The organism is Aquirufa sp. ROCK2-A2, from assembly GCF_054558485.1.
In genome coordinates this window covers 354,274-369,623 of sequence record NZ_JBPXKA010000003.1, presented here as the reverse complement: position 1 = coordinate 369,623, position 15,350 = coordinate 354,274, and the positions used below count along the sequence as shown (strand labels likewise).

Sequence of the window (15,350 nt, the reverse complement as noted above, 5' to 3'; positions counted from 1 at the left end):
TATCAATATTTGAGTTGTTAGATTTCCATTTGTACACATATTAACGCTTTATCCACATAATTTTGTGGATAAGTTTAATCCAAGATCAAAGAATCGGATATTAATTGGAAAAATCAGGTAAAATGTAGATAACTGAAATACAAATGTGCACAAGTGTGGATAACTTGTGGGTAAGTATTTAAGATGAGAGACAATTATTAATTGGAACTCTTACTTTCAGAAAATGTACCGTCTGAATAAAAAATGATAACTCGTTCAATTTGTTTAGCCAAATGGCTTTGATCTTTTTTCAAATGAACAAACTCATTGAATTCATTTATTTGAGATGACTTGGCAATAGAATCAAGGGCTTTGAGTTGATTATTGGGTTGAGTAACGCTTTTTTCTTGTGATTCTTTCTGTCGCCTGAGAATCGGTTGTACAGTAACTGACTCCGGATGATTTTTTTTATCGGATTCTAGAGGCTCTATGAATTTTGGATCAAAAAGTGTTCCTGATACAAAATCTTCTTTGGACTTGGTCGGATCAAGCGATGAAATAGAAGATGCACTTAATATTTTCAAAGATTGATCCTCGAACAGTAATTCTTCAGCTGATATTTCAGGAAAATTACTCAGTATCTTTTGAACTACATCTAGACTAGGTTTATTCCTCCCAGATAATATATGGGATATACTGCTCCTAGGAATTCCTATTTTATCAGCAAATTGAGAAGATGACATTTGTTTCTTCTGAATTAACAATTCTATCTTTCTACTTAAGTTCATTGAAATTTACTTTGTTAAATTTAAGATGTAACAAAGTTAAATTATTCCGAGTAAAAAACAAATGTCATTTGTAAATTAATTCAAAAGATACACAAAAATAAAATGTTTACAAAAGTGAAATGCAGTCTTGGTGTAAAGCTATTAATTTACTTTTGTATAAACCGCCTACTGCCTTCTTAAAGTCTTTTTTCGACATACCTAATTGTTGATAGATCTCTTCTGCAGGACTTTTATCGTGTAAATAGAGAACTCCGTTATGAGTATTCAAGGCATTCAATAATGCATCTCTTTGCTTATCAATACGAACAATTCCAATTTCCTCAGATCTTAAATCCAATTTACCGTCTTCACGAATGTTATCAATGTAAACTTCCATAGGTAAACCTAATGTGACATTTGTAAACACTTTATTTTTAAATAACAAACCAATTTTACAATTGTGTATTAAACATTTGATTCCAAGATTTGTGAATTCATACGGTATAACTGTTATTTTATTTCCAATTGTAAATAGTTCTGAATCTAATTCTGATTCATCGATAAGAAATTTTTCGATTTTAGCAGAAGCCACTATTCGGTCAGTTTGAGCATCGATATAAACATATACCATATAAGAGCGGCCCACCGACATTTTCTGCCATTGTTGTCCAAAGGGTACTAATAAATCCTTGGCTAAACCCCATTCTAAAAATACGCCTAATGGCGTTACTTCTTTAACTTCTAGGTAAGCAAATTGATTAATGGTTGCTAATGGTTTTAATGTAGTAGCAATGATTCGATCTTCTGAATCTCGGTAAATAAATACCTCAATAAAAGCATCTATCTCATAATTTTCTGGGACATATTGCAAAGGAAGAAGTATTTCATCTTCATACCCGTCTAAATATAGTCCAAAGGGTACTTCTTTAATAATTCGAAGGCTATTGTATTCGCCTAATTTTAATTCATTTTCCATAAAAAAACCCGGTGTTTAAAACCGGGTATAAAGGTACAGTAAATTGTCTAGATTAAACTACAACATTGTTTTCTCTTAGTGCTTGGTTAAGGGAAGTTTTAAGATCAGTACTTTCTTTTCTTTTACCAATAATCAAGGCACATGGTACTCCATATGTACCAGCAGCAAATTGTTTCTGGATCGTACCAGGAATGACCACTGAGTTTTCAGGTACATATCCAATATATTCGATTGGTTCCGGACCACTAACATCAATGATTTTAGAACTACCTGTAATAGTTACTCCTGCTCCTAAAACGGCTTTTTTGCCAATATGGGCACCTTCGACAACAATACATCTTGATCCAATGAATGCACCATCTTCAATAATTACTGGCGCCGCTTGTGGCGGTTCTAATACTCCACCAATCCCTACACCTCCACTTAAATGGACATGTTTACCTATTTGAGCACAACTCCCAACGGTTGCCCAAGTATCTACCATTGTTCCTTCATCCACATAAGCTCCTATGTTGACATAAGAAGGCATTAATATTGTCCCTTTAGCTAAGTAAGCACCGTATCGAGCTACCGCTGGTGGAACTACACGAACTCCTAGCGACTTATAATTCTTTTTCAAAAGCATTTTATCGTGGTATTCAAAGATACCGATCTCGCTTACCTCCATCTGACGAATAGGAAAATACATCACAATGGCCTTTTTTACCCATTCGTTTACCTGCCAACTCCCATCGGGTAGGGGTTGAGCAACTCTTAATTCTCCTTTGTCAACTAAATCAACAATCTCTTCAATTGCTTTAATGGTTTCTGCTTGTTGGCGCAATTCGGGTTTATCCCAAGCCTCTTGGATGATTTTTTCCAATGTATTCATCATAATTGTATGTAAAATTTAACTATAACTTTAATAAGTTAACTTATTGATTATCAGTTAATTGATAATTTGTTCCAAATATTATTTTGCCGAAATATGGAATGAATTTAGCAAAATGAACAAGTGACATTCTGGCAGTAGCACTCTCCTATTGGATTTGCAATGTCTTTGCTATACAAATATGCATATTTTTTTTGAATAAAAAACGTATTCATGTGAAAAAAAATCGACATGCTTTATTATTTAGCACATAAGGTAATTAATATCTTATTCAGTTTACTTTTGTATATAGGTTATTGTGATACCTAGAAAGTATAATCGCTTTTCTTGTTTTGTAATTCTGATGATTTTTTGGTATTTTTGAGCTTTACAGGAAATCAAATTAATTTATTCAATGAAAAAAATTAAAGTTGCTATTAATGGTTTTGGTCGTATTGGTCGACTTACTTTTCGCAGATTATTAGAAAAGGAAAATGTTGAGATTGTGGCTATCAATGATTTAACAGATAATGCTACATTGGCTCATTTGTTAAAGTACGATTCGGTTCATGGTCGTTTCAATGGTACTGTTACATCTGATTCAGATTCAATTACTGTTAACGGTAAATCAATCAAAGCTTTAGCCGAGCGTGATCCTAAATTATTACCTTGGGGTGCTTTAGGAATTGATGTTGTGTTAGAATCAACAGGTCGTTTTGTAGATGAGGCTGGTGCTGGTCAACATTTAACTGCTGGTGCTCGTAAGGTTATTATCTCTGCTCCTGCTAAAGGAAATGTACCTACAGTGGTTTTAGGTGTTAATGAAGATACATTAACAGATGAAATGACAATTATTTCAAATGCTTCTTGTACGACTAACTGTTTAGCTCCAATGGCTAAAGTTTTAGATGATGCATTCGGATTAGAGAAAGGATATATGTCAACCATCCACTCATATACGGCAGATCAAAATTTACAAGATGCTCCCCATGCTGATTTACGTCGTGCTCGTGCTGCAGCTTACTCTATTATTCCAACTTCAACTGGAGCAGCTAAAGCAGTAGGTTTAGTTTTGCCTCACTTAAAAGGTTTATTGGATGGAAGTTCTATGCGTGTTCCTACTCCAGATGGTTCAGTTACTGAATTCACTGCTATCTTGAAAAAAGAAGTTTCTGCTGACGAAATTAACGCAGCAATGAAAGCAGCTTCAGAAGGTTCCATGAAAGGTATCTTAGAATTCCAAACAGATGAAATTGTTTCAATCGACATTATTGGAAATCCTCATTCATGTATTTTTGATTCAAAATTAACTTCTACTATGGGTACTTTGGTAAAAGTAGTAGGTTGGTATGATAATGAATTTGGTTATTCTTCTCGTGCAGCTGATTTAATTGCTCGTGTTGGATAATATCCAAAATATATACTATACAGGAAAGAGGCTTTTTAAGCCTCTTTTTTGTTTGTGGCTCTTATGTATTTGATAGAGAATCCTTTATTAAAGAACATATCTTCAAATCTTGTTTTTATTCCAAAATGATCATTGTTCCATTTTGATTTATATAGATCATTCGTAACAACCATTTTTTCCCATTTAGGTAGATTGAGTGTATCAAGAGAATACTCAAAAAGTGAATCTGAATCAGTTTTCAAATGGATAAGGCCTGTTGATTTTAGAATAGACTGGTATTTATCTAGAAAAAAAGGATTGGTAAGTCTTTTCTTTTCATCTCTATCTTTCGGTCGAGGATCTGGAAAGGTAATCCAGATTTCATCAATTTCATTTTCTTCGAAAAAATCTGTTATAAATTGAATTTGAATTCTTAAAAATCCAACATTTGTGAGATTAAGCTTTTGAGCGTTTAAGGCACCCGAAGCTAAACGATCTCCTTTGATATCAATTCCAAGAAAATTTTTTTCTGGAAATAATTTACCTAGTCCCAAGGTATATTCACCTTTTCCACAACCTAACTCTAGAACGATAGGATGATTATTTTTAAAAAATGTGCTATTCCATTTTCCTTTGCAATTTTCATGAAATTCCATTGGACTTTGAATGACATTTTCCAATTCAAATGCCAAATCGTATTTATGTTGTTTTCTTCTGCTCAATTTAAATCAGATCTATCTCGGCAACTAAATAAGTACTTCCGGTTATTAAAATGAAATCATTTTCTTTGGCCAATTTTTTTACATGTGCAATGGCCTGATTAATTTCAGTACACACCTCTCCTATTAAATGGGCTTTTCTAGCTATTTTTTGAAGTTCTTCAGCTTTAAGAGACCTAGGATTATCTGCTTGGGCAAATAGGTAAATGGCATTTTGAGGTAGTTTCGATAATACTTTATCAATATCTTTATCTGCCACCATTCCTAAAATGATGTATAATTGATCAAAATCTTCTATGAATATTTGATTCATTAATTCACTTATCCCACTTTCGTTATGTGCTGTATCAGCAATCATTCTTGGAGATTCATGTAAAATTTCCCAACGACCTTTTAAATGGGTATTCTTTCGGGCATTATTTATGCCATGAATGATTTGGTCCAATGAAATATTTATAATTTGGTGTTGAATCAATTGTTGGCACCACGCTAATATTCCTTGAATATTTTTAATTTGATATTTACCAGCATAAGGACTAGTTAAATTTATTTCTCCCAAAAAACTTGAATGATACGTTAGATGTAAATTTTGTTTTTTGTTCTCAAATTTTCTTAGTTCAATTAGATCTTCTGAAAATTGAATGTCAGACTGAAGCGCTTGAGAATGCTTTATAAAAATATTTTTTGTTTCAATCTGTAATTCGCTGATTGTCACAGGAATCCCTTCTTTTATAATTCCAGCCTTTTCTTTGGCAATTTCTTCTAACGTATTTCCTAAAATATCCTGGTGATCCCAACTGATATTGGTGATTAAACATCCTTCGGGTGAAATCACATTCGTCGAATCTAAGCGTCCACCTAATCCTGTTTCAATAATAGCCCAATCGACTTTTTGCTCGCTAAAATAACAAAATGCCAAAATTACTGTCCATTCAAAAAAAGATGGTTTTATATCTTCGATAATGGTTTGATTTTTTGTAACAAAATCAACAATCCATTCTTCGTCTATTTCTAATCCGTTGATTTTTATTCTCTCCGTAAACGATTTTAGATGAGGCGATGTGTATAAGCCAACCTTGAAACCTGCTTCTTGCAAAATGGAAGCCATAAAATGCGATGAACTGCCTTTTCCATTTGTTCCGGCTATGTGCAATGATTTAAAATTGTTTTGAGGATTATCAAATCGATTGCAGAGTGCTATAATATTATCCAAGCCAGGTTTGTAGGCTTTTTTCCCTTCTCGATGAAAAACAGGAAGTTGGGAATATAAAAAAGTGATTACTTCTTTATAATTCATAAATCAACAAATCTTTTAATTACTTGGAATTTATTTTAAACATGATTGTTCCTGTAGAAACCTCAGGCCTCTCACCAGATGAAGTCGGTTTAAAACTTAGTTTTTCAATGGCTCTTTTATATTTTTGAGCAACTGTTGCCGACAGAGTTGTTTCAACAATTTTCAATGAAATGATAGAACCATTTTCATCAATTTTAATGGAAAAACGAATAATTCCTGTTTCGTCTGAATCATCATTTACTTGTGGTCTTGAGGCTAACGCCCAACCTGTTAAGTTCACAGAAAGGCCATTACCACCACCTAAACCATTATTTGCCCCGCCGTTATTTCCTTTGGGTCCTTTATAAATCGCGGAATTATTTATATCACCATTTAATTGACCCTTATCTCCTATCTTACCAACATCTGTACCATTGGAATTTCCACCCGAGTTGGGGTTAGTACCTTTAGTTCCATTACTGGATGATTTTTTCTTAAATAAGGCATTTTCATCTATTTTTGGAGCAACTTCAACTGGAACTATTTCTTTTTTTACCACTTTAGCCGTTTCAATTTTCTTTTCAATGGGTTTCGCTTCCAATTTTACAGGACTCTTTACCTTTGAAGTTATCAACGTAGCTTCTTCTATTTTCTCTTTTTTAATTTCTTTTACTGTACTAGCAATTGTTTCAGCAGGTTTTGACTCATCATCATTTTGAAGTTCGTTCACCTGATTTTTAGTTTGAATATCTCCCCCTCCAATATCTGAATTGCCGTAATTGATTTCAAAACCTCCAGCAGGTAATTCCATTTTAATTTCTTCACCAGACCAAATATTAACCGTCAAAAAAATAAAAAACAATAAGCCATTAATCAAAATCGTATAGATTAATGCCTTTATTCGATTTCTTTTTTCCTCTTCTTGTTGTGAAAGGATTTGATTCATAATGCCGTTGGTTTATATACCCAAATATCTAATTTATTTTCTTTTTTTAGCCTTGCCGCTGTTTTGTATCCAGATTCAAAAGTTGATTCAATCCCCACACTGACACGGTAAAATTTTTCATTTTCGCCTTTTGTTAAAATTTTAGCATCGGTAAATCCTTTTGATTGGAATTCTGCTAAAGCAGTTTCTGCTTTTTCCATCGTTAAAAAACTAGCAGCAATTAGCTCAATTTTATCCAATGAGATGTTATTAGCTGGTACTTGCGTTATTTTATTCGAATCTATGGCAGGACGAATTTCGTTTTCCTCTAATCCTGAATTTATCGTTTGATTTGCGACTTTTTTCTTAATTGGCGTCTCAATATTTTTTTTAGCTATTTTAATTGTAAATGGACTAAAAGAACTATTGACATACCTTGAGTTAGGTTCAGTGAGAAAATAGGCACTAAATCCGGCGAAAATGAAAGCAAGAATTGTATAAATAATATGTTTAGGTAAGATGGATTTTGAATGAGATATTTCTGATTCTAATTCCACTTGACTTATCTCTTCATGATAGGTAGTGTCAATTTTTGGTTCTATTAATTCAGGTTTATTCTTAGTAGAAGTGATTGGAACGATATTTACCGAAGTTAATCCAAACATACTCAAGTCATAATTTTTTTCTGAATTAGGTATGAAAGTAATTTTGGACTCAGCGCTTAATTGAAATTCTCCAATATTTCCGAAGGCTAATTGCTCATTTTTTATTAATTCAGCAGTGATGAATTTACTGAATTGATTTATTTCTTGAAATCCTTCTTTATGGCTTATCTGATTCATGTTGGCCCATTGAGTGGCCAACAATCCATCATCTGATTTTAATTGTTTATTGAAGGCAATCCATCTTTTCCTAGGACTGATCACCCAATCATTTTGATTTAATTTAAAATCTTCAATTTTGACAACAAATCCTCCAAAATTGGGTATAATGATACAATCATGTTCATTAATTAAATTTTCAATAAGAGTTATAATCGATTGATAATTTTTCATTTTTAGAACGAATATGCTAAACCTACTGTATAATTTAAACCTAAAGATTGATAATTTAAATATCGTTGGTAGTTTTTGCCCAACAAATTATTGGTACTTACAAAGGCATTGATTTTTTTGGTGATTAAATAATTTACTTTCAAATTGATATCAAGGATATCATCAAGTTGAACGGATTTTTTTTCTTTTGGATTCCAACCATATAATCCATTCATATAATAAACATCAGGAGAAATAATTATCTTATCCTTAAAAGTGATGGAATTAGTAAATGAAATATTAAATAATGGTCTACCATAAGGTTTTTCAATCTCGGTTAAATTGGAATAGGAATTATAATCAAATTTCAAAACTGATAAAAATCGTTCATTTATTTGGTAGTTCAATTGACCTGATAAATTTAAAAGTTGTAATTTCTTTTGCCCCCCAACGTATGTCAATTCAAATTTTGAAGAATCAGAAGCTGAGTTAACAAAGAAATTCAAATTACTAAACTCAGAATAATCCACTTTCACCTCAAAATCAATATTTCTTTCATTACTGCCTTTCAATCCTCCAAAGATATTAGCAGTTTGTTGTGTGTTTTTCAATTTAATATTTCTATTCAACCAAGGATTTTGCTTGATAGTGGCATCATAGGTATTGAAATAGGTATCCCCTCCTAAACCTGCAAAAACATGTAGAAATTCTGTCGGTTTAAAATCGACTTTCACCACAGGGAATAAACTTGTTTGATTATCTCCTTCGATACGATCCTTTTCATTCACAACATTGATTCCCGCGTGAACAGATACACGATTGTTTTTATATAAAAAGCTAGGTTTTACACGGTACAATTGTCTTCTATTGTTCTCTAAACTGGTATATTCTGATAATAACATATCCCCATTAAAATAGGCGAATAAATTATCATTCAATTTCATAACCGCTTGAATTTTACTATCCCAAACCCATTCTTTATCCAATTTGTTACTTGTCACAAACGTAAGGCCAGAAGTAGCTTTGTAATCAATTTTGGCATCTTTCTTAGAGTTGCTAATACTTCCAATGTAATTAAATTTGTCATAATTGATATTTAGATAATCGTCATTGGGTACATTAACGAAATCTTTTCTTCCATAAAAAGAGGCAGAAGTTCTTTTGTAATTTATTGAACCGTTTAATAAATAGTTTTCGGTAAAAGTTTTGCTGTAAACTTTAATTTCATTGTCATTGCGAGCGGAATTGGTTGATAAATTCGGACCTTTTCTGTTGGCATCATGACTCACGTAAATACCTCTAAATTGATTTTCGGAAGGTGTAAAACCAAAATGAGCATTTAATAGAGTATGGCCATAATTACCCACACCTGCTTTAATGACATTTTGAAATTTAGAACCATATGCTGAAATTAATTCATCTCCATCTCTAGGCCCTAAGATAGTATTCGTTAAAGTCGGTAAACTTAATCCCTCCCATCTTCTTTCTAAAAAATCATACTTCATTTTTCTGCCCTTCTTTTGATTTTCTATCTCATTTAAAGGATCAAACGACCTGCTTACTTGTGGTTGTAATTCAATTTTACGTTCCTTGTCAATGATGATATCTTCATTTTGAATAGAACCTTCCTTCTTAGTTTGTTGAGCAATTCCTTGGAAAGAAAACGCACACATACTAATGCTTGTTAATAAATAAAACTTTTTTGCTAAACCGCTGAATCTCATTTTTTCTTAATTAAGCTGTTATTTAATTGGTAACGCGTTTAATTTTGTTTTGGCTAATTCAACCACTTCCGTATCACTTGAATTGTCAATGATTGATTTTAAAGTAGCTTTAGCCTGGGGTAAATTTTTCAACTCTACAAAGTTGTCTGCCAATAAAATATAGGCTTTACCTAAAATTGAATCGGATGCTTCAGAAAATTGATTTCTAAATTTATCCAAAATCATATCACTGGACTCTTTGAATTTACCTTCTTTGAATAATTGGTGTGCTAATCGCAATTGGCATGCAGCTCCAAGATCATTTTTGTCTAAAGCAATGGTTTTGTTCAACCAAGCTTTTTCCTTTTCAATATCCCCTTTTGAAGAATAAACATCAGCTATTTTTAATGCATTACTTGCTTTTTCTACATCAGTGATATTTTGCATACCAATAATTTCATCTACCACAATAGATGCCGAATCAACGGAATTACTTTCAAGGAATGCTGTTATTAATCCATTGTTAGCTATTTGTAGTTCTTTCAATTCTAAATTTTTGGTTTTGAATTTTTTGAATAATTCAATCGCTGAGTTATAGTTTTTATTACTCAATTCAATTTCTGCGGATCTTTGTATCGCTCTATTGATTTGTGGATGAGCATTTTGCTCAATCATTTTTTTATAATAAGTAAGGGCATCCTCTTTATTATTTACACGATATGCTGCGTCAGAAATTAAATATGTGGCTTCTACTATATTCTCATTGTTTGGATATTTTTCTATAAAGGATTTTAATGGAGCAATAGCTTTGTCGTATTTTTCTCCTAAATAAATACCTTTAGCAGCTCTGAATTCTAAATCAATATTTTCTGCTTCATTTGGACTATTTTTTTGAAAAGTAGTTAATAATTGTCCAAATTCTTCAGGTCTGCCCACTTCATTTAATTCTTCTTGAAGACCAATCAATGCATCTTTTGCTGTTTTATCGGTTGGGAATTCATTGATAATTTTCTTGTAGTCTGTTATGGATAGTTCGTGTTGACTTGTATTAGCGTATGCTTGGGCTCTTTTCAATAATGCTTGAGTAAAGTATGGGCTAGTTGATTTATTATCAATCAAATCGGTAAAACCCATGATGGCATCTTTGTACTTATTGTTATCAAACGAGATTACGTTTTCTTGATAAACAGCATCATCCACATATTTGGAATTTGGAAAATCTAAACGAACTTGTTTGAAAGTTTGTTTAGCTTCTGCTTCCTTATTTAGATAGGTTAATGTTACTCCTTTTTGATACAAGGCATAATCTTTTTCCGTTTTTATTTGATCAAAAGCTTTGGTATAATAAGTTAAAGCCTCTTCGTAATTTTTAGAAACCAAATAGGTATCAGCTAAACGTAACAAAACATTGGAATTACTTTTACCATTAGGTGATGATAACTCTTTATCAACATATGATTTGAAAAGTGTATTTGCCTTGTTAAAGTCTTTGGTGTTAAAATAGGCATAGGCTAATCCAATTCTAACTTTTTGAATAAATTCACCTGCTTTAGCAACCGGAGGATTATTGATCAAAAGTGGACTATAAACTTGAATAGCTTCTTGGTATTTTTTCAGTTGAGAAAGTGCCTCTGCTTTCCCAAAATTGGATTGAAATTTTAATTCTTCAATTTCTGAATTACTGATCGATGTATTGAAATATTCAATAGCTTCCGTGAATTTATTTGAATTATAAGCTTTTACCGCCAAATTATAGCTCAATGTTTGATAGGCCGCATTTAATTTACTGGAGCGATTGGGTAAGGATTTTAAATAATCCATCGCAGCATTTAAATTATTTGAACTGATAAAGGCATCAGCCACGATTTCATTCGCCTCTTCGGTAAATTTGCTAGTTGGATAATTTTTATTGAATTCTTGAATTTCATAAATAGTCTCGCTTGCTTTTCCTAAATCTAAAAGGACTTTGGCGTGGTTAAATGCTGCCTCTTCCTGGATTTCCTTGTTGAAATTCAATGATTTTGCTTTTTCAAATGCCAATAAGGTGGCCTCTAAATTCCCAGCTTTTAATTGGGCAAGTCCTAAAGTAAATGCTGCATATTGCGATAAACTATCCTTTGTGTCCACAACAAATTTCAATTCATCAGCTGCTTCATTGAATTTATTAATTTTGTACAAAGAAAAACCGTATCGATAATGTACTTGGTTGGTTACCGATTGAGGGTTCAGGTTACTATTAATTTGATAACTAACCGCTGATTTCTCGTAATATCCTAATTTGAATTGTACCTCAGCAACTAATAATGAAAGTTCATCCAATTTATATTGAGAATTTTTTTGCTTTAAAAGTGGCTCAGCATAACTCAATAATTCATTGAATCTTCCTTGATGGTAAAAACACATGGCGATCCAATTCGGAATATCCATTCGATATTTACTACTACCCTCTGCTTTACTAAAATCTTTGACCGCATCCGCGTACCTTTTTTCTTTGAAATTTAAAATTCCAGCATAATAAGATGCCGCAAACGCGTATTCTTCTTCAGGTTCAATTTTGATTTCATTAAAATAACGTAAAGCATTTCTGAAATCCTTCATTTCATAATAGGCTACAGCCAATTTATATTTTGCTTCTAAATTTGTCTCAGATGATTTACTTAGATATTTAATGGCCTTCAAATAATCACCATTATCATAAAAAAATGTACCTATTCCTCTTAATAATTTGACTGCTTGAGGATGTTCAGGATTTTCCGCGATAAAGCGTTCAGCTAATATTTCAGCTTCTGGCTGACTCATATACAATGAACACATGGTAATGTAATATTCAGCTAAAACCTTTTGACCATTTTGTTCTCTAATCGTCAACGGTTCTAAACTTGCCAGATAGGCAGAAAATTCTTCTTTCGCAGCAACATAGTTTTTTGAATCAAAATACTCTTTCGCTTGCCTGAAGTGCAAAGTATGATCTTTATAACTGAACGTTTGTTGAGCAAATATGGAAAAATTGATTAGTAAAAATATCAGTGCTAAAAATAAGCCTGCTAAAGAAGTATGTTTTCTCATTATTTAATGATTACAGCATTCACAATTACTACAATAATACGATTTTTTTCGCGAATAATTGTATGTGAGGGCTTATTTAATTACTCATAAATGTACTCAAAAGCCTTAAAATTGGTTTTAAAGTTTCTAATCCTCTATATTTGTTTTTTATACCTATATTCATTCAATACACTGACAATCAATGAACAATAAATTATTCTATTTGAAATCCACCTGTTTGTTTTCTTTCCTTTTTCTAAGCTTCTCTCTTTTTTCTGCAAGTCGAATTAGCCATAAAATTGCAATGCCAGAACCTCATACTCATTATTTTGAGGTGACAACCCGAGTGAATTTGACAAAAGAGATGATCGCTAAATCTTATGTTGATTTTAAGATGGCTGCTTGGACCCCAGGTTCTTATTTGATTCGAGAATTTGCAAAAAATGTTGAAACTGTTTCAGCAAATTCAAATCAGAGAAAATTAAATGTCCAAAAAATCAACAAAAATACTTGGCGAGTATCTTTCAATAAGGAAAACAGTGCTTCTCCGATTGATTTATCCTATCGAGTGTACGCCAATGAATTATCTGTTAGAACATCATTTTTAGACGATTCACATGGCTATATAAATCCTGCGAGTGTTTTAATGTATGTGAATGAATTAAAAAATGAATCTCAGGATGTCGAAATCTTGCCATTTAAGGACTTTAAAAAGGTTTCCACCGCACTTAAGGAAATTAATAGGTTCACTTTTCAGGCAAAAAATTTAGATGAATTAATCGATTCTCCCATTGAAATTGGAAATCATAAAATATTTGCATTTAAAGTTGGTAATGTTCCACACGAAATTGCATTTTATGGGCCTGCTAAAATTGATTCGGTAAAATTTATTGCGGATGTAAAAAAAATGTGTGAAACAGCCCAAAATGTAGTTGGTGAACACCCTTGTGATCATTATTTATTCATTATTCATAATTTATTCCGTGGTGGTGGTGGCTTAGAGCATTTGTATTCTACGACATGTCAAGTTAGCAGAGGTAATTATGAGACAGATAAAGGGTATAAAGGAATTTTAAACCTTTTGGCTCACGAATATTTTCATCTTTGGAACGTAAAGAGAATTCGTCCAAAGGCTTTAGGTCCATTCGATTATGAAAATGAAAATTATACCCATAATTTATGGTTATCAGAAGGCATTACAAGTTACTATGCCGATATGATTAGTCAGCGTGCTGGTTTCATTAATTCTTCTGAATATTTAACAGGTTTAGGCGAAGAAATTTCGGCTGTCGAAAATCAACCAGGAAACCAAGTTGAATCTGCTGCTGAAGCAAGTTGGGATGCTTGGATAAAATATTATCGTCCGAATGAAAATTCTAAAAACTCTACCATTTCTTATTATGACAAAGGTTCTGTTTTAGGTAGCGTTCTTAACCTATGGATCATTCAGCAATCGGAAGGAAAAAAATCATTGGATGATGTTTTCAAATATTTATATGTTACTTATTATAAAAAATTACAACAAGGTTTTACCGATGCTGAATTGGAAGATGCATTTACCAAAATAGCTGGAAAATCTGCCAAAACGATATTTGATACTTATATTTATGGATTAACTACTCCCAATTACGAGGATTTATTTAATCAAGTTGGTTACACTTGGACGAACGCAAATGCAGGAAAAATAACTCCATTTTTGGGTTTCAATGTTTCAAATAATCGAATTACCCAATTATTTAAAGGTGGACCAGCTTATCAATATGGTTTAAATGTGGGTGATGAAATTTTGAAGGTGAATAATGCTGATTTCGAAGGGGTTGATAAACTTCTGGCAAATAAAAAACCAAATGACGCGGTATTATTTACTGTGAAAAGAGACGGAATTGAGCGAAATTTCATGATTACAATTGCTCAAAGTCCCATTCGAAATTTTGTCTTGAATCCTTCCAATAATGTAAGTGATCAACAAAAAGCCTTTCGTAAAGTTTGGTTAGGAATTTAGTATGAAGTGGCTTTAGCCATTTCAGCATACATGTCGGTAAAGGTTTTTGTCACAAAATCATTAAAAGAGGAGCTTATTGCAAGCTCCTCTATTTCTTTCTGAGAACCAAAATCTAAAACCGAAAATTTATAACTCTGTTCTAAATGTGGTGTCTCAAACTTTAATATATATTTAGAATTCCACTCAAATAGAGAAATACGAATAGATTCGTGTGGAATTTCTTTGATGAAGTGCATTAGTCTTGAATGATGGTTACACTTTGGATCACATCACCTTCGCGAATTAAATCAATGACATCCAATCCTTCAATTACTTTACCAAAGCAGGTATGTTTACGATCTAAATGAGAGGTATTTGCACGAGAATGACAAATAAAGAACTGAGAGCCACCTGTGTTAGGTCCTCTGTGTGCCATTGATAAAACACCTCTATCATGGTATTGGTTATTCCCTGTTAATTCACATGGAATTGTATAACCCGGTCCACCGGCTCCTGTTCCAGTTGGATCACCACCTTGTACAACGAAATTAGGGATGACACGGTGAAAAGTTACACCGTCATAAAATCCTTTTTCTGCTAAATCAATGAAATTTTTAACGTGAATGGGTGCGTCTTCGGTGTAAAATTCAATTTTCATTAAACCTTTATCCGTTAACATTTCTGCGTATGCCATATTATTATTTTAAA

At 32.5% G+C, this 15,350-nt stretch carries 13 protein-coding genes; 2 read left to right on the top strand and 11 right to left on the bottom strand.

The features are described 5' to 3' along the window. Positions 1–197: 197 nt before the first annotated feature. The 3 genes from V7S76_RS07115 to V7S76_RS07105 form a co-directional block, all read right to left on the bottom strand. On the bottom strand, positions 198–722 hold the full coding sequence (locus V7S76_RS07115) for a helix-turn-helix transcriptional regulator (RefSeq protein ID WP_459509365.1): 525 nt from the start codon (positions 720–722) through the stop codon (positions 198–200). A gap of 151 nt (positions 723–873) precedes the next feature. Beyond that, the gene (locus V7S76_RS07110; RefSeq protein WP_459509364.1) at positions 874–1,722 is read right to left on the bottom strand and encodes a CvfB family protein; all 849 of its coding nucleotides are present in this window, start codon (positions 1,720–1,722) and stop codon (positions 874–876) included. Between the two features lie 52 nt (positions 1,723–1,774). Further along, complete coding sequence (locus V7S76_RS07105) at positions 1,775–2,593, bottom strand: 2,3,4,5-tetrahydropyridine-2,6-dicarboxylate N-succinyltransferase (protein WP_459509436.1); 819 nt, start codon at positions 2,591–2,593, stop codon at positions 1,775–1,777. A gap of 394 nt (positions 2,594–2,987) precedes the next feature. Here V7S76_RS07105 and gap point away from each other — a divergent pair, with 394 nt between their 5' ends. Then, positions 2,988–3,980, top strand: a complete 993-nt coding sequence (gene gap, locus V7S76_RS07100) for a type I glyceraldehyde-3-phosphate dehydrogenase (protein ID WP_459509363.1) — start codon at positions 2,988–2,990, stop codon at positions 3,978–3,980. Positions 3,981–4,015: 35 nt separating this feature from the next. Here gap and trmB read toward each other — a convergent pair whose 3' ends face one another. Genes trmB through V7S76_RS07070 form a run of 6 tightly spaced genes read right to left on the bottom strand, consistent with a single transcriptional unit; the run spans position 4,016 to position 12,682 of the window. Then, the gene (gene trmB, locus V7S76_RS07095; protein WP_459509362.1) at positions 4,016–4,681 is read right to left on the bottom strand and encodes a tRNA (guanosine(46)-N7)-methyltransferase TrmB; all 666 of its coding nucleotides are present in this window, start codon (positions 4,679–4,681) and stop codon (positions 4,016–4,018) included. Position 4,682: 1 nt separating this feature from the next. Continuing rightward, the gene (locus tag V7S76_RS07090; protein WP_459509361.1) at positions 4,683–5,975 is read right to left on the bottom strand and encodes a bifunctional folylpolyglutamate synthase/dihydrofolate synthase; all 1,293 of its coding nucleotides are present in this window, start codon (positions 5,973–5,975) and stop codon (positions 4,683–4,685) included. Between the two features lie 19 nt (positions 5,976–5,994). Beyond that, positions 5,995–6,900: an energy transducer TonB gene (locus V7S76_RS07085; RefSeq protein ID WP_459509360.1), complete on the bottom strand. Its 906-nt coding sequence runs from the start codon at positions 6,898–6,900 to the stop codon at positions 5,995–5,997. Further along, entirely contained in the window at positions 6,897–7,934 is a 1,038-nt protein-coding gene (locus V7S76_RS07080) for an HU domain-containing protein (RefSeq protein ID WP_459509358.1), read from the bottom strand. The genes V7S76_RS07085 and V7S76_RS07080 overlap by 4 nt, the downstream gene beginning before the upstream one ends. Positions 7,935–7,936: 2 nt before the next feature. Beyond that, entirely contained in the window at positions 7,937–9,637 is a 1,701-nt protein-coding gene (locus V7S76_RS07075; RefSeq protein ID WP_459509357.1) for a porin family protein, read from the bottom strand. Positions 9,638–9,655: 18 nt separating this feature from the next. Further along, the gene (locus V7S76_RS07070) at positions 9,656–12,682 is read right to left on the bottom strand and encodes a tetratricopeptide repeat protein (RefSeq protein ID WP_459509356.1); all 3,027 of its coding nucleotides are present in this window, start codon (positions 12,680–12,682) and stop codon (positions 9,656–9,658) included. Positions 12,683–12,863: 181 nt separating this feature from the next. Between V7S76_RS07070 and V7S76_RS07065 the strand changes: the two genes are divergently transcribed. Then, positions 12,864–14,663, top strand: a complete 1,800-nt coding sequence (locus V7S76_RS07065) for a M61 family metallopeptidase (protein WP_459509355.1) — start codon at positions 12,864–12,866, stop codon at positions 14,661–14,663. Here the strand turns inward: V7S76_RS07065 and V7S76_RS07060 are convergent. After that, positions 14,660–14,899 (bottom strand): hypothetical protein, encoded by a 240-nt coding sequence (locus tag V7S76_RS07060; RefSeq protein ID WP_459509354.1) that lies wholly within the window; start codon positions 14,897–14,899, stop codon positions 14,660–14,662. The genes V7S76_RS07065 and V7S76_RS07060 overlap by 4 nt on opposite strands. Further along, positions 14,899–15,336 carry a peptidylprolyl isomerase gene (locus V7S76_RS07055; RefSeq protein ID WP_459509353.1) on the bottom strand — a complete coding sequence of 146 codons (438 nt, stop codon included), beginning with the start codon at positions 15,334–15,336 and terminating at the stop codon, positions 14,899–14,901. Before V7S76_RS07055 ends, V7S76_RS07060 begins: the two co-directional genes overlap by 1 nt. Between the last annotated feature and the right edge of the window lie 14 nt (positions 15,337–15,350).

Coding starts and splice junctions, on each gene's coding strand:
- V7S76_RS07115 (WP_459509365.1), bottom strand. CDS start 722: ATGTCATCTTCTCAATTTGCTGATAAAATAGGAATTCCTAGGAGCAGT.
- V7S76_RS07110 (WP_459509364.1), bottom strand. CDS start 1,722: ATGGAAAATGAATTAAAATTAGGCGAATACAATAGCCTTCGAATTATT.
- V7S76_RS07105 (WP_459509436.1), bottom strand. CDS start 2,593: ATGAATACATTGGAAAAAATCATCCAAGAGGCTTGGGATAAACCCGAA.
- gap (WP_459509363.1), top strand. CDS start 2,988: ATGAAAAAAATTAAAGTTGCTATTAATGGTTTTGGTCGTATTGGTCGA.
- V7S76_RS07090 (WP_459509361.1), bottom strand. CDS start 5,975: ATGAATTATAAAGAAGTAATCACTTTTTTATATTCCCAACTTCCTGTT.
- V7S76_RS07085 (WP_459509360.1), bottom strand. CDS start 6,900: ATGAATCAAATCCTTTCACAACAAGAAGAGGAAAAAAGAAATCGAATA.
- V7S76_RS07080 (WP_459509358.1), bottom strand. CDS start 7,934: ATGAAAAATTATCAATCGATTATAACTCTTATTGAAAATTTAATTAAT.
- V7S76_RS07075 (WP_459509357.1), bottom strand. CDS start 9,637: ATGAGATTCAGCGGTTTAGCAAAAAAGTTTTATTTATTAACAAGCATT.
- V7S76_RS07070 (WP_459509356.1), bottom strand. CDS start 12,682: ATGAGAAAACATACTTCTTTAGCAGGCTTATTTTTAGCACTGATATTT.
- V7S76_RS07065 (WP_459509355.1), top strand. CDS start 12,864: ATGAACAATAAATTATTCTATTTGAAATCCACCTGTTTGTTTTCTTTC.
- V7S76_RS07060 (WP_459509354.1), bottom strand. CDS start 14,899: ATGCACTTCATCAAAGAAATTCCACACGAATCTATTCGTATTTCTCTA.
- V7S76_RS07055 (WP_459509353.1), bottom strand. CDS start 15,336: ATGGCATACGCAGAAATGTTAACGGATAAAGGTTTAATGAAAATTGAA.